We start from the raw sequence: 25,214 nt of genomic DNA on the forward strand, positions 1-25,214 counted from the left end.
TTCACTCACACGGGTTGTTCAGAAATGGCTTTGAGCAGAGCAGCGCCCACAACCTGATGGCGCCAACCGGTGGCAAGGGAATCGGGAAGTTCAGTGGGCATGTCATCACAGTGTGAGCGGACCAGCTGTTCAATGTCGCGTTTCCTGGCCAGCATCTCCACGGGCAACTGGTAGGATTCAGCACGATCTGTCACCACAGCTTTCAAGGCCTTGCCAATGTCCCGGGCCTCTTTGGGCAGAGGAGCATCAAGCGGCTTCAGTGGTGCTTCGGACACATTTTGCTCCGCCGTTTTCAGCATATCCAGCAGCAGGTCGCCATAACGCCTGATCAGGCCGGGGTGCATACCTTCAATGTCTGCCAGCGCCGCCTTATTTTTGGGCGTACTGGAGGCAATCTCCAGTAAGACTCGGTCAGGAATCACACGGTTACGGGGGCGGTTTCGACGGCGAGCTTCGTTTTCACGCCACAGACATAGTTGCTGCAAGGCCACCAGGGCTTGTTGTGACAGGCGCCAGGCCCCTTTGACCTTGCGGTAGTATTCACTGCCATCATCCCGGCTGTTGGCACGCGCCACCAGATCCCGCATTTCCTCCGCGATCCAGTCTCTTCTTTCCAAGCGGTCGAGATCGAGCAGCAACTGCTGGTAGACCGGTAACAGGTGGTAAACATCCGAGGCTGCGTACCCCAGTTGCGCTTCGGTTAACGGGCGTTGCAGCCAGTCAGAACGGGTTTCATCCTTGGGCACGTGAACATCCAGCATGTCTGCAACCAGGGCCGCATAGCCCCGCGAAAACCCATAGCCAGCCAACGCCGCCGCAATCTGGGTATCAAACAGCGGCAAAGGCAAACACCCCATCACATGTTGTAACACCTCAAGGTCTTCCGAGCAGGAGTGAAATACCTTGGTAATGGCATCATTGGTGAATACTTCCGCCAAGGGCTGCAAATTATCAATGGCAACGGGGTCAATCAGCCAGCAATGATTGCCGTCGTAGATCTGGATCAACCCCAGAATCGGGTAAAACGTATCCGTACGCATAAACTCGGTATCTACCGCCAGCGCAGGGCAACTGTTCAATTCAGCAATACATTTGCCAAGTGCCTGTTGGTCAGCAACAAGAATTGGGGCTGCGGCCTGTTCCGTCATGAAAACCTCGTCTGAAGGACTGGTAAAAACAACCGCATAAACCTACAGCTGCTTGCGACTTGAAAATGCATGGGCCAGGGTACCACCATCCACGTACTCCAGCTCACCACCCATGGGCACACCATGGGCAATTCGGCTGACAATCACATTTAGCTGACGCGCCCGCTCGCTGATGTAATGTGCGGTGGTCTCACCTTCAACCGTGAGATTAGTGGCGAGAATCAACTCACTGACATTCTCTTCTACAAGTCTATTCATCAACTGATCCACACCAATGGCTTCCGGACCGATACCATCGATCGGTGACAGGTGCCCTAACAGCACAAAATAGCGCCCCCGGTAGGTATTGCTCTGTTCAATGGCGAACAGATCTGCGGGAGTTTCAACCACACACAATTGCTGGTTGTCCCGCCGGGGATTAGCGCAGATTTCACAGTATTCGCTCTCAGTCAGTGTACGGCACAGCTGGCAACGGCCAACATGTTCTACCGCCTCATTCAGTGCCTGTACCAGGCGGGCCGCACCCTTGCGGTCTCGCTCCAGCAATTGCAGCGCCATGCGTTGCGCAGACTTTGGCCCAACGCCGGGAAGGCATCGCAGGGCATCAATCAGTTCATCAATCAGAGGGCTATACACAGACTGTCACACTTAAAAAGGCATTTGAAAACCGGGTGGCATTTGCATGCCACCTGTGAGTTTTTCCATCTGTTGGCGCTGCGTTTCCTCCACCTTGCGCACGGCATCATTGACCGCCGCCGCCAGGAGGTCTTCAAGAAATTCCTTGTCCTCTGACAACACACCGGGATCAATAGTGACTTTGCGTACATCGTGGCGGCCATTCATTACCACCTTCACCATGCCAGCACCGGATTCACCCGTTACTTCGGCCTTTGCCGCCTCAGCCTGCATCTTTTGCATTTTTTCCTGCATCTGCTGAGCTTGCTTCATTAAATCGTTAATATTCATTAAATTACCTTAAATATTTAATCTAAAGGTTTAATTGTATTTTCTAGTAACACGCCATTGAACATGTCGGTAATTCGACGCACATGCGGGTCCTGTTTCAGGCTGTTCACAGCATCCTGCTGACGCTCCTGTCGCAGCCGCTCCAGATACGCCTGCGGTGTTTCAGAACTGACCACACCCACTTCTATGACAACAGAAACCGGTACATTGAAATAACTGTCCAGAATGCCGGCCAAACGTTGCTGATGACCTTCTTCATAAAGAGATGCATGGTCAATATCCAGCACAAAATGAAGTACGGCATCCGAGACCTCAACCAGTGTCAGATTTGCCGCCGTGTTTTGGAGCAAGCCACCTATTTGAAGTGCCTGGTAAATATCCAGCCAATCAGACGGCTTTACTTTCTCCAAAGGCAATCTGGCCGCAGCAGCCCCATCGTTGCCGTGGCGTGCTTCATGGGTCTCCCTAGTTGCGGAGTCTGCTTCTGAGATATCTGCTGTAGTGACCGACTGCTGAGCATGTGCCGCACGGGAGAAGGCATGAAGAGTTTCCGTTGATACCAGAGAGTGTTCACCCTCACCAGACCCTGATCCGGCAATGGATTCATAATATTCGAGATCTGCATCGGATGCTTCTTCAGTCACATCCGCTTCGAACAAAGGGTTATTTGACTGGAGTTCGGTATCGCAAACCGGTGACTGTGAGGTTGCTACCTCGCCCCTTACAGAAGGTGCATTTCCGTCAACCAGACTTTTTGGGACGACTATTGATTGTTCAGCTGCAGGCGTTTTATTAGCTAAGGGCTCTTTATCGGCTGAGGGCTCTTTATCCGCTGAGGGCTCTTTATTCGCTGAAGGCTCTTTATCCGCTGAAGGCTCTTTATCCGCTGAGGGCTCTCCATCAACCAGGGGCTCTATATTTGAAGGCTCTTCCCTGGCGATAGGCTCTTCGATAACGGAAGATGCAGGCTCGTCAGCAGGAGGGGTAATGGCAATAACTTTCTCAGGAGTCGATTCCTGATTAACCCCCAGGGCTTCAACGATGGCAGCAGCCCGGTGGCTCTTGTTGTCCACCGGGGCTTCAGGTTCAGGCTTTTTTACGGGGGCCAAATCCTCCCCTGCATCGATCCGGGAAGGGGCAGCAGATGAAACAGATGGCGGGTTAGGACCAGACCCAGCCACCGGGCGGAAAGCCAGTGTTCGCAGCAGCGCCATTTCAAAACCCAAACGCGGGTCTGGCGCCAGAGGCAAATCCCTGCGACCCAGCAAGGCAATCTGGTAAAACAACTGCACATCTTCGGCGCTCATGGCTTTCGCCAGCTCCTGCACCAACTGGTAGTCACCATGGCGGTTATCCAGCGCATCCGGTACTGTCTGGGCGATGGCCACCCGATGCCATACGGACAACAAATCCCCGAGTGCGGCCCCATAGTCCGGGGCGTGTTCAGCCATACGGTCGACAACAGCCAGCACTTCCGTACCATCGCCATTGGCCAGTGCCCTAGCAATATCGGCGATTGCGCTCAGGTCAATACTGCCCAACATGTTGTTGACTTCAGATTCTGTGATTGTTCCCGCGCCGTGGGAAATAGCCTGGTCCGTCAGGCTTAGTGCATCACGCATACTGCCATCTGCAGCACGGGCCAAAGCCCACAAAGCGGCTTCCTCGTTAGGAACCTGCTCTTCACCCAACACAAACTGCAAATGCTCGACGATACGTTCCGGGCTCAGGTTTTTCAGGTTAAATTGCAGGCAGCGCGACAGAATAGTGACAGGCAGTTTTTGGGGGTCAGTAGTCGCCAGCAGAAACTTCACATGGGGCGGCGGTTCTTCAAGGGTTTTTAGCAGCGCATTAAAGCTGTGCCCGGAGAGCATGTGAACTTCGTCAATCAGATAGACTTTATAACGTCCAACAGTGGGTGCGTACTGCACATTTTCCAGCAACTCACGAGTGTCCTCGACCTTGGTCCGGGAAGCAGCATCCACTTCAATCAGGTCAACAAACCGACCTTCTCCAATGGAAACACAAGCGCTACAAGTGCCACAGGGCTCGGAACTTACATCCTGCTCGCAGTTAAGGCACTTGGCCAGAATGCGGGCAATAGTGGTTTTACCGACACCTCGGGTACCGGTGAATAGATAGGCATGGTGCAGGCGGTTGTTATCCAGTGCGTTGACCAGTGCCCGCAGCACATGCTCCTGCCCGACCATCTCGCTGAAATTGCGAGGCCGCCATTTTCGGGCCAGCACCTGATAACTCATGAATTCGTATCCAGCAGAGGGAAAAAAGCCATTATAGGGGCAACGGATTGGCTTCGAAAGGCAACGAATAGTTCCTGACAAATACCCATCAATGGCACAGGAAGACCATCAGGCAGATTCCCTAACCATATCATCCGAAGGGCTGCTGTCCGGCATACTGACACTATCCTTGTCACCACCGGTTTCACCATCCCACAGGTTGACCATTCTGATTCGCGATGGCCGCTCAATCTGCAAACTGGCGAAGTCAAAAAGATCAGTATCTGCCAATTGTGAGGGGGCGACGCTTTTGATCGCAGCAAAGATGGTTTCCAGGCGACCCGGATGCTGTTTCTCCCAGCCCTGCAGCATCTCCTTGATGACCTGACGTTGCAGATTGTCTTGGGAGCCACAGAGATTACAGGGAATAATCGGAAATTCTTTCAAACCGGCATAGGCTTCCAGGTCTTCTTCCTTGCAGTAAGCCAGCGGGCGAATGACGACGTTCTGCTTGTCGTCACTAAGCAGTTTCGGCGGCATAGCCTTCAACTTGCCGCCATAAAACATATTGAGAAACAGCGTTTCGATAATGTCATCCCGGTGGTGACCCAGAGCGATCTTGGTCGCGCCGATTTGCTGGGCAAAACCGTACAATGTGCCACGGCGCAGTCTTGAGCAGAGTCCGCAATAGGTTTTGCCTTCCGGAACCAGTTCGGTGACGACACTGTAGGTGTCCTTTTCCAGAATGTGGAACGGCACACCGAGGCCAGACAGATAGGCAGGCAGTACCTCCGGGGGAAAACCGGGCTGCTTTTGATCCAGATTAACCGCCACTATTTCAAATGATACCGGTGCCGTCTTCTGCAGGTTGAGCAAAATATCCAACATGCAGTAGGAATCCTTGCCACCGGACAGACAGACCATGATTTTGTCGCCGTCTTCAATCATGTTGTAGTCGGCAATGGCGCTGCCAACATTGCGACGCAGGCGTTTTTGCAGCTTGTTAAATTCCAGTCGTTCTTTGCGGGTATCAAACTCTGTCATGGCACATCATTACGTTGCTACTGGAGCGAAGTTGAGAAAACAGTTGTGGGCGTTAAGGCGGGCCATTGTATAGTTTTCTGGCCCAATCCCAAACCGTTACAGCGCTCAGGCACTCTGCGTGTAACGTGCCTTGAGGGCACTGTAGAGCTGATCCTTGAAATCAGCACGGCTGTGGTCCAATTCTGACACCGCCTCTACGAGGTGCTCATTGTCTTCCTTCCCGCCCCAGTGCTTTCTGTAGGTGCCATCCTGGTAGCCATGATCCTGACGAAAGAAATTCAGCACATTTTTGCCCACATAGCGGGTATAGAGTTCGTCAAAACTCAGGTCAATGCCGTCCATCAGTGTCGCGAATCCTGGCACATCAAATTTACGGGTTTGCAGGGTATACAGCGTAAAGGCCTCCAGGTCTTCCCGGAAATCACCGGATGGGGCCGCGCGTGAGAAGCCCTCCGCTACTTGTCCGGCAATAGACTCATGCCCATCGGAATCCAGTAACAGAATACTCAAACCGAAATGCCAGATATCCACCAGCTCCAGCTTCACCTGGTCCGCATCCGGCGTCTGCTTTTTCCACCATTTCCAGCCATAGTGGTCGAGCAGTTCTGCACACTCCACCCAGATCGCCCGATACCAGGCAAAGTTTTGCTCAACCCAATTACTGTTGACCTTGCTGTTCATGGCATCTTGTAGCTCAAGCATCGCCAGAATTTGTTGTTTCATCAGAGCGGCTTTCTCATTCATTGGGTTATGCCCTTACAAACATATTGCTGCGCTTCTCATTACCGATAGTCGTGCCGGGACCATGCCCCGTCACAACCGATACATCATCGTCCAGCTCATAGAGACGTTGCCGGATCGATTTGACGATCTCCTTGTGGTTACCGCCAGGCAAATCTGTGCGGCCGATGCCGCCACGAAACAGGGTATCACCGGCAATCAGAGTGTTTGCCGGGGCAAACCAGAAGCTGGTTGAGCCTGGGGTATGACCTGGCGTGTGCATGGCAACCCCCTCACAGCATCCCAGGTCGTGGTCATCCTGTAGATAGCCATCCGGTTTCGGCAGTGAAATTTGCGGCACACCAAACATCAGACACTGTTGTGCGACCCCATCCCACAAAAACATATCTTCGCGATGCAGCTGAATCGGCGCACCGGTTGCTTTCCTGATATCGCCAGCAGCGAGAATATGATCCAGGTGGGCATGGGTATGGATGATGGCCACCACCTGAAGTGATAGCTCGTTCAGTTTTGCCAGTATCAATTCCGGGTTACCACCGGGATCGATCACCAGCGCTTTTTTTGTTACAGGGTCACCAATAATGGTGCAGTTGCACTGTAGCGGACCCACCGGAAAAGTCAGGACAATGGGGGAGTTTTCTTCACTCATGGATAACTGTTATTCAAATATTGAAAGATGATCATGGTACCACAGCTCTCTAGGCTGATCGGGCATGAGAAACCATGCTGATCCATCACACAGGGTATTGCGTAACACTGTTTACACACATGGATACCGGGCAGTTTCGGAACCATTGGTGCTGCGTGGACTCATAACATCCACGCACTCTTCGTCGGCATCGGGGCTCTTGTTCACGAAAAAATTTTCCCGAAGACAGCAGTGGTCAGCGAAGTCAGAAAAAAGGGTTGCCAGAAAGGACTAAAAACGCAAGCATGGCGCCCATAAAAATAAAGCCCGCTACAACTCAGACATACTATGGAGTAAGGCAATGAAATTACTTTCACAATTAATAGCCGTTCTCGCCCTCGCACTTTCACTGCAGGTCTCTGCCGATGAACCCCGGGAAGCGAGCATCGACTGGCAATCTTCAGCCGACATTTCCACATTGATCGAATTCAAGCTCGATGCGGTCAACGGCGAAATCACTTATGGACCCAATTTTGCGTACTCAGACAAAGCTCTGCTGGACAACTTCTCAGAGATCTACCTGGTTCGCGCCATTGACCACCAGGGCCAGGATCAATACGTGCTTTACATCACTGCGCAGTACAACGACAAGGACTGGCGCTCCTACAAAAATGCCAAGCTGAAAAACGGTGCCCAGCCGATAAAACTGGTATCCCTATCTACCGACATGAATGTATGCCCAGAGGCCTCCTGTCGCTATGAAGAGCGCATGGCCATCCCCCTGAGCATGATCAACTTTTTTGACAGCGCCAACATGGGCATGAACCTGACCATTGACGGTAACAGTTCCTATAACATCGCGCTCCCCAGCAGCTACTTCAGAGCCATACTCGATGCCGCTCCTGAAGAAGAACTCTACGACAACCTGCCAGCGCAGGATCAAAGCATCTGATACTTAACACCAGAAATACACCAAATAAAAAGGGGCCTACAGGCCCCTTTTTATTTACTTATTTGGATGTATCACCAACACCGCTCGAATTGACAAACCCCACTCAAGACGGAAGCGTTGTGCTTTTCTGATACAAATTATCTATAACGACCAAGCCGGGCTACATGGAGGCCGAAAACCACCGCCCATGGCTGACACCTCCCGGCGTCAGCCAGGAAAATCTGACTAGCAAGAAAAAATTGCGCAAGATATTGAACAATCTATCGTCCGCGCGCCGGGGCTTGGCAGTGGCGACATCCATCAGGGACGTGATCGCTTTTTATCCCACCGGCCAGTTACTCTTTATATTCCATGAAACAGCACCCACCCTGCCCCAGGATAAATTCTATAACTGGGATATCCGACTGGATTGGACAAGGGTACTGTCGAAAAACTTATCTAAAGAGCTATCAGTAGCGAATCGCAGAAAGCGACAAATCAGGACAAATCGTTTCAGATCAACAAAAATCTGCAACTGCTGTAATGGTGCCCGGAGCCGGGGTCGAACCGGCACGGAGGTTACCCTCCGAGGGATTTTAAGTCCCTTGCGTCTACCAATTTCGCCATCCGGGCATGGAGGGGATGGTCAACGGCACAGCGGCTCCATTTGTATAAATGCTTTCGCTGTGCCGGGAGAATAATGGAGGCGCGGGTCGGAATCGAACCGGCGTACACGGAGTTGCAGTCCGCTGCATGACCACTCTGCCACCGCGCCTTCGGGATGCGGGATTGTACCCGACGAGTTTTTCAAAGAACAGTAAAGAAGGCGGGTATTCTATGGATTGACCGCCGAGAATCAACTCATTTTTCCCCTGTACACCACCGTCACTCAAATAGCTGAACAAGTTTTGTTCAATTGACTTTGGATAACTCCGGCCAAGCAGCGCGCAGATAAATGATCATGGACCACAAGGTGAGTATGGCCGCTACATACAGGAGTGCAATACCCAGGTAATCGAGTGTTGGGTGTGCAGTCGGATCAATGGCGAGCAGAAAGGCAATGGCAATCATCTGCAGGGTGGTTTTCACCTTACCCAGGTAAGACACTGCAACACTGGTACGCTTGCCCAGTTCTGCCATCCATTCACGCAACGCCGAGATCACGATTTCACGGCCAATAATAACAATGGTTGGCAAGGCAAACAGCAGTGTGGCGTGTTCCTCAAGCAGCATAACTAGCGCCGAGGCGACAATCAGTTTATCCGCTACAGGATCGAGAAAAGCACCAAAAGGCGTGAACTGGTCTAGCTTGCGTGCCAGGTAACCATCCAGCCAGTCTGTGCCTGCAGCAATACCAAAAATAGCTGCACTGGCAAGGTGTCGCCATTCCCACGGCAGATAGAAGACGAAAATCAGGATGGGAATCATCGCGATGCGCAGCAGGGTAAGAATATTAGGAGGATTCCACATGGACAGATACTACTTCGGCTATTTTTGGCGAGGGAACAAATTACCCATTGTGGAGGGCACTGTAAATACTTTCGGCAACTTTCCTGCTGATTCCGGGCACACGCATCAATTCCGCCACGCTGGCCCGCTCCACTTCTCGCACACCACCAAAGAATCGCAGTAACTCTCTGCGCCGTTTCGGCCCCACGCCCTCAATACCCTCAAGCGTAGAGGTGCGGCGCTTACGATCACGGCTCTGACGGTGCCCGGTAATGGCAAAGCGATGAGCCTCGTCCCGTATCTGCTGAATCAACAATAGCGCGGAAGACTGGGTATCTAAGACCACTTCGTGATCTCCCCGTGACAGCAACAGTGTCTCGAAGCCCGCCTTGCGGGTTCTGCCCTTGGCCACTCCAACAACCAATACACCCACGACACCCAGCTCATCGAGAACTAATGCCGCCTTGCGCATTTGCCCTTTGCCACCATCAATCAGCAATACGTCCGGCAGTTTGCCATCCTCTTTTTTTATCCGGGTATAACGCCGAACCAAAGCCTGCTCCATGGCAGCGTAGTCATCTCCCGCTGCCACATCGCGGATGTTCATACGGCGATAATCGGATTTAAGGGGACCGTTATTATCAAAGACCACACAGGAAGCCATGGTAGCCTCGCCACTGCTGTGGCTGATATCAAAGCACTCCAGCCGTTCCGGTGGTGTTTCCAGATCGAGCAGCTGTTGCAGGGCATCCAGGCGCTGCTGTGTATTCTGTCGCGAGGCCATTCGGCCATTGAGATTCTGCCTGGCGGTGCGTTCGGCCAGGTCAAGCCATTGCGCACGGGTACTGCGCCCCCCCTGTTGTACGGAGACCTTGAATGCCGCCACCTCACTGATGGCTGCGGCAAGCAGGCCGCTCTCAGGTACCGCATGGCTGGTGATCAGCTGTTTGGGGAAGTCACCCCGCGCGCCCTCTCGCAGGTAGTACTGCGGTAGAAAGTCCGCCAGTAAGTCGCCCTCACTGGCCGCCAGGGGCACCTTGGGATAGAAGCTGCGGCTGCCGAGTATGCGCCCTTGCCTGATGTACAGGACATGGACACACCCCTGATCACCTTCCAGCGCGGCAGCCATAATATCAATCTGACCATTACCCGACTCAACCACCTGCTCCGCCTGAATTGTCCGCAACGCCACGATCTGGTCGCGATACTGGGCTGCGCGCTCAAAGTCCAGTGACAGCGATGCCTGATCCATATCTGTTTCCAGTTCGCGTATCAGTCCATCGCTTTTACCCTCCAGAAACATGCGTGTATGGCGAACATCACGCTGATAGTCCTCTGCAGAAACCAGGTCCACACAGGGGGCGGTGCAGCGATTAATCTGATACTGCAGACAGGGACGTGACCGATTGCGGTAAAAACTGTCTTCGCACTGCCGGACACGAAAGGTTTTCTGCAAAAAGTTCATGCTGTCGCGAACCGCCTGCACACTGGGAAAAGGCCCGAAATAGCTACCGCCCCGACGCTTGCTGCCACGATGAAAAGCCAACCGGGGAAAGTCATCGCGGTCTGACAGGAAGATGTAGGGATAGGATTTGTCATCCCGAAGCAGAATATTAAACGGCGGGCGGTTCTGCTTGATCAGGTTCTGCTCCAACAGCAGCGCCTCGATTTCCGTCTGCGTCACCGTCACATCAATATTGGCAATACGGCACACCAGTGCGGCCGTTTTCGGGGAAAGCCCATTGTTGCGAAAATAACTGGCCACGCGTTTGCGCAGATTTTTAGCCTTGCCCACGTAGAGCACCGCCCCATCTTCACCATACATCTGGTAAACGCCGGGACGCTGGGTTAACTGCTGCAGGAAAGGTTTTGAGTCGAAAGCCATACCGCCATTCTACAGGGGATGCGGCTACGGGTGGATTAGGCCTGCTAAAAAACGTTTATGAGCCCGGGAATGCAAGGCAAGAGTGGATGAAGATAGAAGTCTATTCCGAATAAATGAGCGTATTTAACTCAGTGTTAACCACGCAGATGGTTTTTCAACAGGCTGCTATATAACCTCTGATGGATCTACCAGACCATATTTGACGGCTGCCAGAGTCAGTTCCACATCATTGGTAACGCCCAGTTTTTCATAAATGCGGTATTTGTAGGTATTGATGGTTTTGGGGCTGATGTTCAGCGTTTCCGCAACATCTTTCGCCCGGTTACCACTGGTGATGAGGGCAGCGATCTGTAATTCCCGCTGGGACAGGCACCCCAACGGCGAGTTGTCGGAAGCAGGTTTAATCCCATTCATCGCCATCATTTGCGCCAGTTCAGGGCTGATATACACCCCACCGGAAAGCACTTTTTCAAGAGCAGTTTTTACTTCTGCGGAATTGGCATTTTTAGTGATATAGGCGGATGCCCCGGCTTTCAAAAGTGCCACTGGGTGTACATCGTCGTTAAAAGCACTCACGACGATCACCTTGGTATCCGGGTAATGGGAAAGAATGCGATGGGTTGCCTCAAGGCCACCGATACCGGGCATGCGAATATCCATAAAGACGATATCCGGCTGTACTTCACGGACCTTTTCGATGGCCTCTTCGCCACTGGATGCCTGGGCCGTGACAGTGATGCCGTCAACTTCCGTCAACATGCGACAGATGCCAAGACGAATCAAATCATGATCGTCCACCACCAGTACACTTTTCAGACCCAATCCAGCACTCATGTATATGACCTAAAATTTGCGCCTAGGCTATCACTGAGGGAACAAGGTTGCCACGTGAACACGACGGAAAGTGATATTCAATCGCGCCTTATTCACCCCAGGCATCTTCGGCAAACGATGACGCAAGTGATGTTGAAATTCTCCCTCCATCACCAACAGGGAACCGTGACCCAGATCAAGCTCTCTCAAGCCAACTTCTCGACGTGATTTGTGTTTTATCTGAAAACGGCGAACGGCACCGAGACTGACGGAAGCGATGATGGGGTTGCTTCCCAGCTCTGGTTCATCGTCACTGTGCCAGTCAACACTGTCGCTGCCATCGCGGTAAAGATTGACCAGCGCACTGTTAAAAACGGTTCCACAAGCTGATTCCACCTGTTGCTTGATCGTTTTCAAGTCAGGCAACCAGGACAATGCCCTAAACAGGCGTCCTGAATAACTGTAATCTGCACCTGCATCGCCGTACCAGGCATTCAACCTGGGAATTTTGCGCCTTTGCCCGGCAATCCAGATATCGCTCTGTTCCCAGGAAATCTCTGCCTGAAGAGAGGCCATCAGTCGGTCTGCCTCCGACTCAGGAATCAGATGGGGAAAATAGCGCAACTGCCCGCCGGGAAGATTGATTAGTAAAGCATCGCGATCTGGCTCAAGCAGTGGATACTGGCTCATGGGTATATGCGGGGTTCCAGCTCCAGAGTGATGGCAAATTTACTCTGTACGGAGTGAATAATTTCATCCGCCAACTCAAGTAACTGTTGACCGGTACCGCCACGATTGGTCAGTACCAAAGCCTGTTGCTGGTGAACACCGACCGGTCCACGGGATACTCCTTTCCAGCCCGCCTGATCCACCAGCCAGCCAGCCGCCAGTTTGACGCTGCCATCTGACTGAGGATAGGTCACTAGCTGAGGGTAATTACTTGCCAGTTGCTCGGCCTGCTCAGAAGAAATCACGGGGTTTTTGAAAAAACTGCCAACATTAGGTATATCCATAGGGTCGGGCAATTTACTGCGGCGAATATCACACACGACGCGGGAAACCACTTCTGGTGTCACCTCAGACAGATTTTGCTGCGCAATAGCCTGTTTCAGGGCGGGGTAATCCAGCCTTAATATCGGCTGAGAACTTAGGGCTAACGTCAGTGATGTAATGACATACTGATCGCGAACGGCGTGTTTGAAAACGCTGTCCCGGTAGGCAAACTGGCAGTCTTCAGCTGACAGAATGACTTGCTCGCCAGTATCGACATGTATAGCCGCCAAGCTATGAAAATGCTCGCTGAGTTCAACCCCATAGGCACCGATGTTTTGAATGGGCGCCGCCCCGGCTAACCCAGGAATCAGTGAGAGGTTTTCCAGGCCAAACCACCCTTTCGACAAAGTGTGTAACACCAGCTGATGCCAGTTCTCGCCAGCACCCACATGCACCAGGTGCCGGTCATTCTCCTGCATATCCAGTTCTATGCCGGGAATCGCCATAGCCACAACCAGCCCGGGAATATTGTCAGCCAAAATGACATTACTGCCGCCGCCCAGCACTGTAACTTTCAAGTTTTTGTCACGAGCCCATGTGAGGGCTTCCCGAAGCACATCCAGCGTATCTACTCGGCAGAAGTACTCAGCTGTTGCTGGCAGAGCCAGCGTGTTCATTGATTTGAGAGGGACTGCAGACTGGATATGCAGCATCAACCTAGCTGCTCACGCAAATGGGACAGTAAGCCGGAGGCCGCATCTTCAACGAGATCCAGCACCTGGGAAAAACTTTCTTCGCCACCGTAGTAAGGGTCAGGGACTTCTTTCAGGCCACTGGTACCGAAGTCAAGAAAAAGGCCCAGGTGGCCATTGAACTCGGGCAATGCCAGAGCCTTCAAGTCCCAGAGGTTTTGCTGATCCATGGCCAGTATGTAATCAAAGTCTCGAAAATCTTCCGGTCGCACCTGCCTCGCCCGCAGGTGGCTGAGATCGTGTCCACGATCCAGGGCCGCAGCACTGGCGCGACGGTCTGGAGGACGGCCGATATGCCAGTCACCTGTTCCTGCAGAATCAATCAGGATCTGCTCTTCCAATCCGGACTCCCGCACCATTTTTTCAAAAATACCGTGGGCCGTGGGGGAACGGCAGATATTGCCAAGACAGACAAACAACACTCTGATCGGTTTCATGGCTTTCCCGCTTCCACCATGGCGATCACGCGCTGTAGATCTTCCTCCGTATCCACGCCGCCCGGGACGTCTTCGACGGAAGCTGCAACGTGGATGCGCTCTCCATTCCAGAGAAAACGCAATTGTTCCAGACACTCTATCTGCTCCAAGGGAGCCATCGGCCAAGTCACAAACTGATTCAGTAACGCCACACGGTAGGCATAGATCCCAATGTGACGCATGGGTGCAAGGGTATCGGAAATTGACGCAACGCGGTTATCCGGAAATTCACGGGGCCAGGGTATGGGGGCTCGGCTGAAATAAAGTGCCAGACCGTTCTGGTCTGCCACCACTTTGACAATATTGGGGTTGAGGAAACTGGCGTCATCGACAATGGGTTCACACAACGTGGCAACACCAGCTGTTTTCTGACCGGCCAGATTGGCCGCAACCTGATCGATCACCTGGGGCGGAATCAATGGCTCATCCCCCTGAACATTCACCACGATATGCTCTTCGGTGAACTTGCAATGCTGAGCCACCTCCTGCAGGCGATCAGTACCGGACTGGTGCTCAGCAGATGTCATACAACACTCGCCGCCAAAAGCAGTTATCTGATCGGCGATTCGCTGGTCGTCCGTGGCAACAATAACCCGCTCTGCCTGACTGAGGGCTGCCTGACGATAGACCCGTTCAATCATTGTCATTCCGGCAATATCACGCAAGGGCTTGCCCGGCAAACGGGTGGAGGAAAAGCGTGCGGGAATCACTACGGAAAACGACATGTCAGTTCAGGTACTCTTTTTAAGTGTTGCAACCCGTTTGGCAAGACGTGACAGCAAATCGCTACTCAGCACCGCGGTCACATCCAGCACCCAGATATTGTCCAGGCCAAATTGGGCGCACTTTACCGCATCTTTGGCTGTGATGATAACCGGCAGGTCATCAGCAAAAGACAATTCCTCACCGGTAAAGACATGGTGATCAGGCAGCGGATGCAGTATGGGCTCCAGCCCGAGCGTTTTGAGAGAACGTGCAAAACGTTGTGGGTTGCCGATACCCGCCACTGCGTGAACCCGCTTCCCGCCCTGCCACTGCTGGGGCGATATAACGGTGCCACTCTTCAGATGGCGCAGACCTACAGGAAGCAGCTGAAACACGTCCTGATTATCTTTATGAGCGGTAGATTCCGAGCCGTTGACCAGAACAAAATCCACCTCTTCAAGCCTGGTTACCGGTTCCCGTAGAGGGCCCGCCGGCAGGCAATGGCGATTGCCAAAACCGCGCTCACCATCCACCACCACCAATTCAATATCCCTGGGTAGACGATAATGTTGCAGGCCATCGTCACTCATGATCAGATCGCAATCTGTGTGTTCAAGTAAAAAAAGACCCGCCTGGTAACGGTCTTTGCAAACAACCACAGGGCAGTGACAGGCCAGCAGCAAGGGCTCATCGCCCACTTGCTCCGCCGTACTTTCGGACGTGACCAGCATGGGATTATCCCCATGGTCACCTCCATAGCCCCGGCTAATGACCCCCGGTCGATAGCCCAGTTTGATGAAATAGTCGACCAGAGACGCCAACAACGGAGTTTTACCCGTACCACCAACACTGATATTGCCCACAACAATCACCGGCACTGGCAGCGCGGGGCTGGGAGACAGTCGTTGCTGGCAAAAACGGCGCAACATGGCGACAAGTCTAAACAGCCAGGACAGCGGCAAGAGGCAGAGCGACCAGCTAGTCGGCCGGTACCAAGCCTGCTGCAAAGCATTGGAGAGGGTCATGCTAGATTCGCCGGTTTAACTGGATTGTACGACATCGTCACTGAATTGCTTCTGATGCAGTTGTGCATAGCGACCATTAAGTGCCAACAACTGCTCGTGAGTGCCCTGCTCCACGATTTTGCCCTGATCCATCACCATAATGCGGTCGGCGTTTTCAATAGTGCTGAGCCGGTGTGCAATAACAAACGTGGTTCGCCCTTTCATCACCTGCTCCAGAGCGCGCTGGATATGGTGTTCGGACTCTGTATCCAGTGCCGATGTAGCCTCATCAAGAATCAGTACTGGGGCGTTCTTCAACAGTGCCCGAGCAATGGCCAGGCGTTGACGCTGACCACCAGACAGCATCACACCATCATCTCCAACCTGGGTATTAAAGCCTTCCGGCAATCGCTCGATAAACTCCAGGGCGTGGGCTGCTTTCGCCGCACTCCTGACCTGCTCCTCTGAGCATTGGCTCAACACCCCATAGGCAATATTGTTATAGATGGTGTCGTTAAAGAGCGTTACGTTCTGGGAGACCAGGGCGATATGGCTCCGCAGGTTGGCCAATTTGTAATCATTAACGTCGATACCATCCAGAAGAATTTCACCCTGGTCGTGGTTATAAAACCGAGGAATCAGGCTCACCAGCGTTGTTTTACCACTGCCGGACTGCCCAACAAGGGCAATGCTCTCCCCAGGAGACACTTCCAGATTGATACCGTTCAGCACATTGCCGTGTTCTTCCGAGTAGGCAAAACTAACGTTGCGGAATTCAAAGCGTCCTTCAACACGCTCTTTTTCCACCGTGCCCATATCAATCTCTTCGGGTTCATCCAGGGTGGCAAAAATGGTTCCCGCTGCGGCGACGCCTTTCTGGATACTGCTGTTCACCTCGGACAACTGGCGAATGGGTTTTGCCAACAGTCCGGCAGACCCGAGAAATTGCACAAATTCACCACCACTCATATTGGCGAGCACATTTGGGTCGAGCGCCAGCCACATCAGACCTGACAGGGACATGGCCACCAGCATCTGAATAATGGGGGAACTCAAACCTTCCGCCACCGCCATTTTCATGTGTTGGCGACGGCTATAATTGCTGGCCTGTTGCATACGGCGACGTTCATACTCGGTGCCGCCAAACAGGTGCATTTCCCGGTGGCCGCCCACCGCTTCCTGGGTCACGTGGGTCACATTGCCCACCGAGGTCTGTATGCGACGACTCAACAACCGGAAGCGCTTGCTGATAAAACCCACCACCGTACCAATCACCGGCAATACGATGACGAAGATGGCCGCCAGCCGCCAGTTTAAATAGAACAGATAGCCGATCAGACCAGCCACTAACGCGCCTTCACGAATAATGATTTTTAAGGAGCTGGTAGCCGCTTGTGTCACCTGGGCCACATGGAATGTCACCCGTGAGATTAGGTGCCCAGACATATTGGTGTCGAAATAGCTACTTGGCAATCTTGTATATTTGTTAAAGAGTTTGACCCTGAGGTTGTGCACCAGTATCTGGGTCACATAAGCCATGCAATAGCCACCAACAAAAAAACCGATACCGCGCACAATAGCGATCATGAACATGACCAGCGGAATGATCCAGCGGGTGTCCTGCACGGCATCCTCACCACCCAGAAAGCTGGCTATCCAGGTCGTCGACCCCTTGCCAAGATCAAGGGCAGCGATACCCGCAGCACTTTCATCACCCGAGAGGGTATTGATGGCGTTGACGGTATAGCCAAACAGGTCAATAAAAGCGATCTCCATGGAGGAGAAAAGAATCAGACCCAGGATACTCAGTAAAAAGATGCCGATGTAACCCTTGAGGTAGGAAAGCAAACGTAAATAGACCTGCATACCGGACATCTCAGGGTGTTCGGTATCGGGGACGGACTTCGCCACTATGACTCCTCAGGTATCGTTGTCAGGCTGTTTTGTCGTTATTTTGAGATGTACAAAGCCCATTCTACCTGCTGCGTCCATGGCTGTAACCACCGCCTGGTGTGTTGTATTGGCATCGGCGGTAATCGTAAGGGGGGTATTCGAGTTGCCCTGAGACACCTCATCCAGCGCTTTCATCAGCGTCTCGATTTGACGATTGATCAGCGGCTTGCCGTTGATACTGTAATCCCCCTCCCTGCCGATTAATACTTCGATCTGTTGCGCGGGCGTTTCTTCTATCTTGCCATCGGCCTCTGGCAAATCGAGAACCAGGTGAGACTCCTTGGTAAAAGTCGTGGATACCATGAAAAAGATCAGCAGGAGAAACACCACATCAATCAGTGGTGTCAGGTTGACGCCCTGATCGTTTTTCCGCTGTCTGCGAAACTTCACCCGTTAGCGCCCTCTTCGGTGCGGAACACCCGGTCGCCGTGCAAAGCATCAACCAGCTTGACGGCCTGATCCTCCATTTCGACCACCAGCGAATCCACTCGACGTTCAAAAAAACGGTGGAAGACCAGCGCCGGAATGGCCACCGTCAGTCCCGCAGCCGTGGTGATCAGCGCCTCGGAGATACCTCCTGCCAGCACCCCAGCGTTGCCAGTGCCTTCAATCATAATGGCCGTAAATACCTTGATCATGCCAATCACTGTTCCCAGCAACCCCAGCAATGGCGCGATGGCGGCGATGGTTCCCAGCGGTGCGAGATTTTTTTCCAGCTCATGAATAACCTGGGCAGCCGCCTCTTCAACACTGTCTTTCATAACCTCACGGCCATGGGCTGAATTGCTGATTCCAGCCGCCAAAATAGTTCCCAGCGGTGATGACGACCGCAGCTGGTGAATATTTTCTTTGGTCAACTGGTTCTGCTTTAGCCAGTGCCAAACCTGGCCCAACAGTGTTGGCGGGACAACCTTGGCTGGCCGTAGCGTCCAGTAGCGTTCAAACGCTATGGCAATTACCACAATGGAAGAAAGAATGATCGGCAGCATTAACCAGCCACCTGCAATGATTAACTCGTACACATCCGTTCCCCGGTCACCTGAATGCTCTGGACTTTACCATAATCAATTCCTGCTCCACACCAAACCACCGGCGCCTGTGAGCAAAATTATTGTCCCCTTCACATTTCGGGGAAATATCCACTCCGAAATCAGCCATCAATACCAGTAACGCGGTCGGTCAGAGCGGGCATTGGTGACTTCAAGGTTATCAGCGGAGACCCAATTAAACTGAACTGCACCCTGCTCCGCTGTATTCCACAAAACAGCTCCTGCCGATTGATAACGTTCACGTACCGCTTCTGCAGGGTGCCCATAGTGATGACGGTATCCCGCCGAGAACACCACATGCACAGGTGACAATACGGACACGAAAGATGCAGATGAGGAGGTCTTGCTCCCATGATGAGGCGCCAATAAAACCCTGATGGGACCCCTAAGGTCCTGGAGGGTATCCAGAAGTTGCTGTTCTACCAATGACTCGATATCACCGGTTAGCAATATCCGCTCTGTACCGTAACCAATCAACAATACGCAGGACTGATTATTTCCCTGGCCTGCGCTGTTGTGTGGATGTAACACCGCGAAATCGATCCCGTCCCACTGCCACGATTCACCAGCCCGGCAAGTCCTTGCCTTGAAGTCGACATCCTCCAGCTTTTCACCCGTAAGCACGTCTTCCGCGGGTATCAGGTAATTAAGTCCAGCTGCACCACCCGCATGGTCGTTATCCGCATGGCTGATGATCAATCTGTCTATCCTGTTGACACCCTGACGCCGTAAAAATGGGGCGACAACCGCACTGCCTGTATCAAACTGTCGCCCATGGGCAGGCCCCACATCATAGACCAAGGTGTGCTTGCTGGTTCTCACCACCACAGACAGCCCTTGTCCTACATCCAGAACTGTCAGTGACAATGGGTATGGGTTGGTGTTGGGCAGATAAAAGATAGCAACCAATAATGGAGCTATGAGCCAACGTCCAGGGAACCCATTCGGCAGAATTAACAGAATCGCCAACAACATCAACACTAGAGTATTGCTAAACGATGCTGGCCAGTGTGGATAAACCGGCAACCAAACAGGCATGGGAACAGTGCCGAGTAATGTCATCAATTGTTCAAGCTGCCACCCGGCTATGCTCCACAAATAAACGGCCATACTCCAATTGAACAGTGAGACGGCGGCACCCAGAAGACAAACAGGCACCACCAGAAAACCTATCCAGGGAATCACTAGCATATTCACGACAGGAGCGAACCAAGCCACCGGCAACTGCCAGAAAACCAAGGGTAGCCATAGCACAAGAAACACCACCCACTGCACCTGAATGCCGCGCCACCATCGAGACAAGTTAACGGCCACTGGCACCAGCCACAATAAGCCTGCGACCGCGCCAAAGGATAACCAGAAACCGGCACTCAACACCGCCAGTGGGTCAATAACAGCAACACCAGCCAGAGCCAAGCCAAAGCCGCTCGCCCGGGAAACATGTCGATTCAACAATACTGCGACAATCGCCACTGCGATCATCACCAAAGCTCGCTGGGTGGGCAAACTGAATCCAGCTAACAGACTGTATCCCAGAGCAAACAGCAGTGCTGCCACCGAACCGCCATAGACCGCGTTACCCTGTAATCCTAAAAGTGTAGCCACACGAATCAGTGACGCTCCTAGCCAATAACCCATGGCAGCCATGAGACCGATATGTAAGCCGGACACCACAAGCAGGTGTACCAAACCAAACCGGGCCAAACGATCCCAGTCTGTTTTAGCTATTAAAGAGCGATCCCCAAGGGTTAAGGCCACAATAAAACCCTGTGACTGCTCATCTAGAGGGGAGGAAAGGATGAACTTCCTCAACTGATAACGCCATGAATCAATGGTTGTCACGCTATCCAGATGGCGATTGTGGGGCGATTCGCGTACATACCCCGTAGCGGAGATGTTTTGCCTCATCAGCCAGGCCTGATAATCGAATCCCCCAGGATTAACGCTTCCCCGAGGCCTGCGCAATCGAACCTTCAATTGCCAGACCTGTCCGGGTTGTAGCTCCTGTGGCGGCTGGTACCAACTGATACGCAAGCGTCGCAACTCGGGCAAGGTTGGGGTTTCGAGAACTTTCAGATTGAAACGCTGAGGATGTCCATCGTCGACGGGGATACCCTGAACAATCCCGGTGACCAGATGATCTGACGGCGTCAGGCTTTCGGGCAGTTGAACGGCAAGACTGGCATGTCCCCAGTAGACCCCAAAGCACATACCCCATAAAAGCCAGGCAGGGATTTTAAAGCGAAGAAGAAAGCTCAGGATCCCCAACGCAAGCATCAACAGGATGGCACTGCAACCCGGAAGGGTTGGCCAGTAGGCCACCGCAAAAATTCCAATGGCAAAACTATAGCTTCCATACATGGCGAACATCCCTGTCACCAGTTACTAAAACACAGCTGTTGAGTATAACCCGCCATCCATCAGCGTAGTTCCTCATGTACGCCTTCACTGCGGGGGTTGGCGCTACGACCAAACTACCCCAAAATAGAGAAAAGGAACCTACGGGGGCAATACAACCATCAGGAATCTGCGCCGATATCCGCAAATGACAAAAAATAATTCACAAGCAGAGAAAACAGGGATCGTACTTACCGGGGGTGGCGCCAGAGCCGCCTATCAGGTTGGTGTGCTTCGTGCCGTTGCAGAAACACTACCACGGGAAACCAAAAACCCTTTTCCAATTATCTGCGGCACTTCAGCTGGCGCTATCAACGCCATGGCCATTGCTGGCCGTGCCGGTCCCTTCAGCTTGCGCATAAAAAAACTTGAGGCAATCTGGCGGCAGCTGGATGCTGAAAAGGTTTATCGCACAGACTTTCTCGGCGTTGCCAAGAACAGCCTGAACATGCTGCTGTCCCTGTTCCACAGCGGCTACGCCATCGGCAAGCCAAAAGCTCTGCTGGACAACACTCCCCTGCGCGACCTGCTGGATAACTACATTCGGTTTCGGCATATCAAAGAAGCTATTGCCAACGGTGAGCTGGATGCCGTAAGCATCACTGCCATGAGTTATAACTCGGGCAAGTCAGTTACATTTTTCCAAGGGAAGGAGGGTATCCAGCCCTGGCAGAAATCCCGGCAACGTGGACTACCCACCGATCTCAACATCGATCACCTCATGGCCTCTTCTGCCATTCCAGTACTTTTTCCTGCCATGAAAATTGGTGACAACTACTTTGGCGATGGCGCACTGCGCCAACTGAAACCGATCAGCCCGGCACTACGTATGGGTGCCAAGAAAGTTTTTATCATCGGGGTTAGCGACAGCCTGGTACGGAACCCCCGTCCCATTGCCCCCACTTCATATCACTCCCCCTCCATCGCTCAAATTATGGGGCATATGCTTAACAGTGCCTTTATAGACAGTATTGAGAGCGACCTGGGAACACTTGAAAAGATAACCAGGCTAGCTGGAAGCATGACGACTTCCGAACGTGAGCGACTGGGGTTATCTGACCTGCAACCCATAAAATCCCTAGCCATTCACCCTTCCCAATCGATCAATCGTATTGCGGTCGATCACTTGCATGAATTGCCTAAAAGTGTGCGCATGTTCATGAAGGTGACCGGCGCCACAGCTCGGGGAGGTGGAATCAACACCGCCAGCTACCTACTATTCTCCAAGGGCTTCTGCCGCAAGCTGCTTGAGCTCGGCTACCAGGATGGACTCGCACAACAGCAGGCCATTCTGGACTTTTTTGACGACAATAAATAACCAAAATGGGCATTGCTTTGAAACTTACACCTTGTAAGATGGGTCCAACTTACAAATTTGCGGAATGAGGATCATTACCATGTCAATTGAGAAGGCTGTTGTATCAACGACCCTGGACCCCGCAGCCACAAAAGTACTGCGTAACACCTATGCACTGCTGGCAATGACGCTGGCCTTCAGTGCTGTCATGAGTGGTGTGGCGATGGCTATCAACGCGCCCTTCATGGGTCTGTGGATGTTGCTTCCCTACTTCGTTTGCCTGTGGATGGTAGAGAAGAATAAAAACAGTACTGCCGGACTGTTCTGGGTATTCGCGCTGACTGGCTGGATGGGCTTTACGCTAGGTCCCATACTGAGTTTTTATCTCGCCACATCCGGGGCCGAGCCCATTATGACCGCTCTGGGTGGTACAGCGCTGATCTTTGCCGGCTGTTCGGCTTACGTGCTGATTACGCGCAAAGAACTTTCATTTATGACCGGATTCCTGATGACCGGGGTATTGGTGGCATTTGTTGCAGCCATCGCTAATGTCTTCCTGCAAATTCAGGGGCTGGCACTGGCCGTTTCCTGTATGTTCCTGTTCCTGTCAGCAGGAATCATCATGTGGCAAACCAGCGCCATCATTCACGGTGGTGAGCGCAATTACATTTCAGCAACCGTCACGCTTTTCGTGATGATCTATAACCTGTTCACCAGCCTGCTCAGCCTGATTGGCCTCAGTAATGACTGATACCGCTGGTGGAAAAAGCATCGGTTAACCATCTCAACAAGCTACCTGCCTGGTCGGAACCTACCGCCAGGCAGCTGGCGGCTGAAGACAATCTGGAACTCACGGAAGCCCACATGGAAATACTCCGGGTGGCTCGGCAGTTTTATGCCGATTTTGGTTTTTCACCGTCCATGCGTCCACTAACCCGCTACGTTTCAGATCACCTTGATCTCAGCAAAGGCCGCAGCGTCTATCTAATGCAGTTATTCCCGGAAAGCCCGGCAAAGTCAGTAGCTCGTCTGGCGGGGCTTCCCACACCTAAAAACTGTCTATAACAAAGCAAAAAGGGGGCTTTTTTGAGTATCGCCAAGGAATCGTGCGAAGCCTGCCGGGCGGATGCACCTAAAGTGACCCATGAGGAAGAACAAACCCTGTTAAAGGAACTGACCGGCTGGACTATCAAGGAACGGGATGGCATCCGACAGTTGGAACAGTGCTTCACTTTTAGCAATTTTGCCGACGCCATGACCTTCGCCAATGGTGTCGGCGAAGAAGCAGAGCGTGTTGGACACCACCCTGCACTTTTGGTGGAATGGGGAAAAGTTACCGTCACCTGGTGGAGCCACAAAATTCGTGGTTTGCACCGAAATGACTTTATCATGGCCGCCCGCACCAGCGAGCGATACCCCACCTAGATCATTTTAAGAGCCACTCAAAAAAAACGGCTACGAAAGTAGCCGCTTTCATTCTCAACCGTACTCCGTTGATCTCCTGAAGTTAACTTGTTTAGGCCAGACCTTTCACTCAAGGTGCCCACTTCACGAAACGGCTGGCACTGTTTTCAGCGTCAATCAACAAGCCACTGGGAGAAGCCTCTAATCCCGCCGCCTGGAGACTCGGATGATGACTAACAACCTCTTTCATCATCATTTCTTCTCGCCCTTTTGTGACCTCCACAAACAGGACGTGTTTCCCGCTTTTAATCACATCCTCAAAGCGCTTGAAATGGATGTTGGGCTCCTGAATGCCCCACATCCCACCTTCCCAGGTAATAAAACCCATGACGACTATGGCCAATAGCACGAAGGGCGCCCAGCCAATGCTCTGCGTGGCGCCAGAAAAAATGGCAAAGGCCATCACCAGTACCGCACAGAGAAAACCAAATACGAAGGCCTTGGCTGTCGTGCGGAAAACATCCCTCCTCATCAAAGGCGCCACATCATTCAGGTGGTGCTTCTGGAGACCCGCATCATCCATGCTCAGCACGTGAATTTGCGGTGTCGTCATACCTCTGGCTTCGAGTTCCTTCTCAATCTGACTCAGATCGTCAAGGTCATCGCTAATAAAATAATAGCGTCTCATAAAAAGCCTCCCATCATCATTAGAAAAGGTGGTCGTTTAACTGTCACCTAGTAGCCTGCGTTAAGGGCGGAAAACACGGCCCAAAACATAACAACACCTGAAGTATAGTTGGGCCTGGACGCATAACGATTCTGAGAGAAAAATAATCTATATCAAAAGTGCATAAGCTAGACAAGGTGTAGTATCACTTTGCGATTACCCGGCTGGTGTCGATGCTCCCAGAGAAAGATTCCCTGCCAGGTGCCCAGCCCCAAGTTTCCTCCCAGGACCGGTACGGAGATCGATGTCGCCGTCAGACTGGACTTGATATGAGCCGGCATATCATCCGGCCCCTCCAATGTGTGGGTATAGAGATTGTCATTCTCCGGAACTAACCGGTTAAGCCATCGTTCCAAATCAGCTCGAGCAGATGGGTCGAAATTTTCCTGAATCAGCAGGCTTGCCGACGTGTGCTGGATAAATAATGTGCACAAGCCCTCGTTCATCTCAGCCCTGGACACCACAGACTTAACCTGAGGAGTGATATCCAGCAATCCCTGCCCGGTCACCGCTATTTTGAGCACCTCAATCATATATCCCTCCAAAAGTACCTTTTTTGCGGTAGATGTTTTACATTATCTTTGGTCTTCATCATGGTACGTCATAAGAGAG

At 52.4% G+C, this 25,214-nt stretch carries 26 protein-coding genes and 2 tRNA genes; 5 read left to right on the forward strand and 23 right to left on the reverse strand.

Annotation, left to right across the window (positions count from 1 at the left end):
- Positions 1-5: 5 nt before the first annotated feature.
- From rnd to Q8A57_RS09175, 7 genes are all read right to left on the reverse strand, one after another.
- The gene (gene rnd / locus Q8A57_RS09145; protein ID WP_305170800.1) at positions 6-1,148 is read right to left on the reverse strand and encodes a ribonuclease D; all 1,143 of its coding nucleotides are present in this window, start codon (positions 1,146-1,148) and stop codon (positions 6-8) included.
- A gap of 42 nt (positions 1,149-1,190) precedes the next feature.
- Positions 1,191-1,784 (reverse strand): recombination mediator RecR, encoded by a 594-nt coding sequence (recR, locus tag Q8A57_RS09150; protein ID WP_305170801.1) that lies wholly within the window; start codon positions 1,782-1,784, stop codon positions 1,191-1,193.
- A 12-nt stretch (positions 1,785-1,796) separates the two neighbouring features.
- Positions 1,797-2,114 (reverse strand): YbaB/EbfC family nucleoid-associated protein, encoded by a 318-nt coding sequence (locus Q8A57_RS09155; RefSeq protein ID WP_305170802.1) that lies wholly within the window; start codon positions 2,112-2,114, stop codon positions 1,797-1,799.
- Between the two features lie 17 nt (positions 2,115-2,131).
- On the reverse strand, positions 2,132-4,375 hold the full coding sequence (dnaX, locus tag Q8A57_RS09160) for a DNA polymerase III subunit gamma/tau (RefSeq protein WP_305170803.1): 2,244 nt from the start codon (positions 4,373-4,375) through the stop codon (positions 2,132-2,134).
- 108 nt (positions 4,376-4,483) lie between these two features.
- Complete coding sequence (gene ttcA, locus Q8A57_RS09165) at positions 4,484-5,398, reverse strand: tRNA 2-thiocytidine(32) synthetase TtcA (RefSeq protein WP_305170804.1); 915 nt, start codon at positions 5,396-5,398, stop codon at positions 4,484-4,486.
- Positions 5,399-5,503: 105 nt separating this feature from the next.
- Positions 5,504-6,121 (reverse strand): dUTP diphosphatase, encoded by a 618-nt coding sequence (locus Q8A57_RS09170; RefSeq protein WP_305170919.1) that lies wholly within the window; start codon positions 6,119-6,121, stop codon positions 5,504-5,506.
- 25 nt (positions 6,122-6,146) lie between these two features.
- Positions 6,147-6,788 (reverse strand): MBL fold metallo-hydrolase, encoded by a 642-nt coding sequence (locus Q8A57_RS09175; RefSeq protein ID WP_305170805.1) that lies wholly within the window; start codon positions 6,786-6,788, stop codon positions 6,147-6,149.
- Positions 6,789-7,128: 340 nt separating this feature from the next.
- On the opposite strand from Q8A57_RS09175, the gene Q8A57_RS09180 reads away from it, so the two are divergent.
- Entirely contained in the window at positions 7,129-7,719 is a 591-nt protein-coding gene (locus Q8A57_RS09180; RefSeq protein WP_305170806.1) for a hypothetical protein, read from the forward strand.
- Positions 7,720-8,242: 523 nt separating this feature from the next.
- Here Q8A57_RS09180 and Q8A57_RS09185 read toward each other — a convergent pair.
- From Q8A57_RS09185 to Q8A57_RS09250, 14 genes are all read right to left on the reverse strand, one after another.
- A tRNA-Leu gene (locus Q8A57_RS09185) sits at positions 8,243-8,331 on the reverse strand.
- A gap of 68 nt (positions 8,332-8,399) precedes the next feature.
- A tRNA-Cys gene (locus tag Q8A57_RS09190) sits at positions 8,400-8,473 on the reverse strand.
- A gap of 137 nt (positions 8,474-8,610) precedes the next feature.
- Entirely contained in the window at positions 8,611-9,168 is a 558-nt protein-coding gene (gene pgsA, locus Q8A57_RS09195) for a CDP-diacylglycerol--glycerol-3-phosphate 3-phosphatidyltransferase (protein WP_305170807.1), read from the reverse strand.
- 40 nt (positions 9,169-9,208) lie between these two features.
- Positions 9,209-11,032, reverse strand: coding sequence for an excinuclease ABC subunit UvrC (uvrC, locus tag Q8A57_RS09200; RefSeq protein WP_305170808.1), 1,824 nt, complete (start codon positions 11,030-11,032; stop codon positions 9,209-9,211).
- A 165-nt stretch (positions 11,033-11,197) separates the two neighbouring features.
- A complete protein-coding gene (locus Q8A57_RS09205; RefSeq protein ID WP_369427807.1) occupies positions 11,198-11,866 on the reverse strand; it encodes a response regulator in 669 nt (222 codons plus the stop codon).
- 30 nt (positions 11,867-11,896) lie between these two features.
- Complete coding sequence (locus Q8A57_RS09210) at positions 11,897-12,535, reverse strand: alpha-ketoglutarate-dependent dioxygenase AlkB family protein (RefSeq protein ID WP_305170809.1); 639 nt, start codon at positions 12,533-12,535, stop codon at positions 11,897-11,899.
- Positions 12,532-13,551, reverse strand: coding sequence for a UDP-N-acetylmuramate dehydrogenase (gene murB, locus Q8A57_RS09215; RefSeq protein WP_305170810.1), 1,020 nt, complete (start codon positions 13,549-13,551; stop codon positions 12,532-12,534). The genes Q8A57_RS09210 and murB overlap by 4 nt, the downstream gene beginning before the upstream one ends.
- Positions 13,551-14,027: a low molecular weight protein-tyrosine-phosphatase gene (locus Q8A57_RS09220; RefSeq protein ID WP_305170811.1), complete on the reverse strand. Its 477-nt coding sequence runs from the start codon at positions 14,025-14,027 to the stop codon at positions 13,551-13,553. Before Q8A57_RS09220 ends, murB begins: the two co-directional genes overlap by 1 nt.
- Positions 14,024-14,791, reverse strand: coding sequence for a 3-deoxy-manno-octulosonate cytidylyltransferase (kdsB, locus tag Q8A57_RS09225; RefSeq protein ID WP_305170812.1), 768 nt, complete (start codon positions 14,789-14,791; stop codon positions 14,024-14,026). The genes Q8A57_RS09220 and kdsB overlap by 4 nt, the downstream gene beginning before the upstream one ends.
- 6 nt (positions 14,792-14,797) lie before the next feature.
- Complete coding sequence (lpxK, locus tag Q8A57_RS09230) at positions 14,798-15,796, reverse strand: tetraacyldisaccharide 4'-kinase (protein WP_305170813.1); 999 nt, start codon at positions 15,794-15,796, stop codon at positions 14,798-14,800.
- Positions 15,797-15,811: 15 nt separating this feature from the next.
- Complete coding sequence (gene msbA, locus Q8A57_RS09235; protein ID WP_369427808.1) at positions 15,812-17,686, reverse strand: lipid A export permease/ATP-binding protein MsbA; 1,875 nt, start codon at positions 17,684-17,686, stop codon at positions 15,812-15,814.
- Between the two features lie 9 nt (positions 17,687-17,695).
- The gene (locus tag Q8A57_RS09240; RefSeq protein ID WP_305170814.1) at positions 17,696-18,118 is read right to left on the reverse strand and encodes an ExbD/TolR family protein; all 423 of its coding nucleotides are present in this window, start codon (positions 18,116-18,118) and stop codon (positions 17,696-17,698) included.
- Positions 18,115-18,750 (reverse strand): MotA/TolQ/ExbB proton channel family protein, encoded by a 636-nt coding sequence (locus tag Q8A57_RS09245; protein ID WP_305170815.1) that lies wholly within the window; start codon positions 18,748-18,750, stop codon positions 18,115-18,117. Before Q8A57_RS09245 ends, Q8A57_RS09240 begins: the two co-directional genes overlap by 4 nt.
- A gap of 135 nt (positions 18,751-18,885) precedes the next feature.
- Positions 18,886-21,138: a DNA internalization-related competence protein ComEC/Rec2 gene (locus Q8A57_RS09250; RefSeq protein ID WP_305170816.1), complete on the reverse strand. Its 2,253-nt coding sequence runs from the start codon at positions 21,136-21,138 to the stop codon at positions 18,886-18,888.
- Positions 21,139-21,322: 184 nt separating this feature from the next.
- Here Q8A57_RS09250 and Q8A57_RS09255 point away from each other — a divergent pair, with 184 nt between their 5' ends.
- From Q8A57_RS09255 to Q8A57_RS09270, 4 genes are all read left to right on the forward strand, one after another.
- Positions 21,323-22,492 (forward strand): patatin-like phospholipase family protein, encoded by a 1,170-nt coding sequence (locus Q8A57_RS09255; protein WP_305170817.1) that lies wholly within the window; start codon positions 21,323-21,325, stop codon positions 22,490-22,492.
- Positions 22,493-22,571: 79 nt separating this feature from the next.
- Positions 22,572-23,222, forward strand: coding sequence for a Bax inhibitor-1/YccA family protein (locus Q8A57_RS09260; protein WP_305170818.1), 651 nt, complete (start codon positions 22,572-22,574; stop codon positions 23,220-23,222).
- An 8-nt stretch (positions 23,223-23,230) separates the two neighbouring features.
- Entirely contained in the window at positions 23,231-23,536 is a 306-nt protein-coding gene (locus tag Q8A57_RS09265) for a TusE/DsrC/DsvC family sulfur relay protein (protein WP_305170819.1), read from the forward strand.
- A gap of 21 nt (positions 23,537-23,557) precedes the next feature.
- Positions 23,558-23,896, forward strand: a complete 339-nt coding sequence (locus Q8A57_RS09270; RefSeq protein ID WP_305170820.1) for a 4a-hydroxytetrahydrobiopterin dehydratase — start codon at positions 23,558-23,560, stop codon at positions 23,894-23,896.
- Positions 23,897-24,005: 109 nt separating this feature from the next.
- Here Q8A57_RS09270 and Q8A57_RS09275 read toward each other — a convergent pair whose 3' ends face one another.
- Both Q8A57_RS09275 and Q8A57_RS09280 read right to left on the reverse strand, forming a co-directional pair.
- Positions 24,006-24,563, reverse strand: a complete 558-nt coding sequence (locus tag Q8A57_RS09275; RefSeq protein WP_305170821.1) for an NAD/FAD-utilizing enzyme — start codon at positions 24,561-24,563, stop codon at positions 24,006-24,008.
- A gap of 167 nt (positions 24,564-24,730) precedes the next feature.
- Positions 24,731-25,135 (reverse strand): secondary thiamine-phosphate synthase enzyme YjbQ, encoded by a 405-nt coding sequence (locus tag Q8A57_RS09280; protein WP_305170822.1) that lies wholly within the window; start codon positions 25,133-25,135, stop codon positions 24,731-24,733.
- Positions 25,136-25,214 lie beyond the last annotated feature (79 nt).

Origin of the sequence: Porticoccus litoralis, assembly GCF_030676955.1 — a bacterium.
Classification (GTDB): domain Bacteria; phylum Pseudomonadota; class Gammaproteobacteria; order Pseudomonadales; family Porticoccaceae; genus Porticoccus; species Porticoccus litoralis.

What these genes read in the sequence shown, in the direction of transcription:
- ttcA (WP_305170804.1), bottom strand. Translation starts at nt 5,398, where the DNA reads ATGACAGAGTTTGATACCCGCAAAGAACGACTGGAATTTAACAAGCTG.
- murB (WP_305170810.1), bottom strand. Translation starts at nt 13,551, where the DNA reads ATGCTGCATATCCAGTCTGCAGTCCCTCTCAAATCAATGAACACGCTG.
- Q8A57_RS09220 (WP_305170811.1), bottom strand. Translation starts at nt 14,027, where the DNA reads ATGAAACCGATCAGAGTGTTGTTTGTCTGTCTTGGCAATATCTGCCGT.
- Q8A57_RS09250 (WP_305170816.1), bottom strand. Translation starts at nt 21,138, where the DNA reads ATGTATGGAAGCTATAGTTTTGCCATTGGAATTTTTGCGGTGGCCTAC.
- Q8A57_RS09205 (WP_369427807.1), bottom strand. Translation starts at nt 11,866, where the DNA reads ATGAGTGCTGGATTGGGTCTGAAAAGTGTACTGGTGGTGGACGATCAT.
- Q8A57_RS09155 (WP_305170802.1), bottom strand. Translation starts at nt 2,114, where the DNA reads ATGAATATTAACGATTTAATGAAGCAAGCTCAGCAGATGCAGGAAAAA.
- Q8A57_RS09280 (WP_305170822.1), bottom strand. Translation starts at nt 25,135, where the DNA reads ATGATTGAGGTGCTCAAAATAGCGGTGACCGGGCAGGGATTGCTGGAT.
- pgsA (WP_305170807.1), bottom strand. Translation starts at nt 9,168, where the DNA reads ATGTGGAATCCTCCTAATATTCTTACCCTGCTGCGCATCGCGATGATT.
- lpxK (WP_305170813.1), bottom strand. Translation starts at nt 15,796, where the DNA reads ATGACCCTCTCCAATGCTTTGCAGCAGGCTTGGTACCGGCCGACTAGC.
- dnaX (WP_305170803.1), bottom strand. Translation starts at nt 4,375, where the DNA reads ATGAGTTATCAGGTGCTGGCCCGAAAATGGCGGCCTCGCAATTTCAGC.
- kdsB (WP_305170812.1), bottom strand. Translation starts at nt 14,791, where the DNA reads ATGTCGTTTTCCGTAGTGATTCCCGCACGCTTTTCCTCCACCCGTTTG.
- Q8A57_RS09255 (WP_305170817.1), top strand. Translation starts at nt 21,323, where the DNA reads ATGACAAAAAATAATTCACAAGCAGAGAAAACAGGGATCGTACTTACC.
- Q8A57_RS09260 (WP_305170818.1), top strand. Translation starts at nt 22,572, where the DNA reads ATGTCAATTGAGAAGGCTGTTGTATCAACGACCCTGGACCCCGCAGCC.
- rnd (WP_305170800.1), bottom strand. Translation starts at nt 1,148, where the DNA reads ATGACGGAACAGGCCGCAGCCCCAATTCTTGTTGCTGACCAACAGGCA.
- Q8A57_RS09170 (WP_305170919.1), bottom strand. Translation starts at nt 6,121, where the DNA reads ATGAAACAACAAATTCTGGCGATGCTTGAGCTACAAGATGCCATGAAC.
- Q8A57_RS09180 (WP_305170806.1), top strand. Translation starts at nt 7,129, where the DNA reads ATGAAATTACTTTCACAATTAATAGCCGTTCTCGCCCTCGCACTTTCA.
- uvrC (WP_305170808.1), bottom strand. Translation starts at nt 11,032, where the DNA reads ATGGCTTTCGACTCAAAACCTTTCCTGCAGCAGTTAACCCAGCGTCCC.
- Q8A57_RS09275 (WP_305170821.1), bottom strand. Translation starts at nt 24,563, where the DNA reads ATGAGACGCTATTATTTTATTAGCGATGACCTTGACGATCTGAGTCAG.
- Q8A57_RS09210 (WP_305170809.1), bottom strand. Translation starts at nt 12,535, where the DNA reads ATGAGCCAGTATCCACTGCTTGAGCCAGATCGCGATGCTTTACTAATC.
- Q8A57_RS09175 (WP_305170805.1), bottom strand. Translation starts at nt 6,788, where the DNA reads ATGAGTGAAGAAAACTCCCCCATTGTCCTGACTTTTCCGGTGGGTCCG.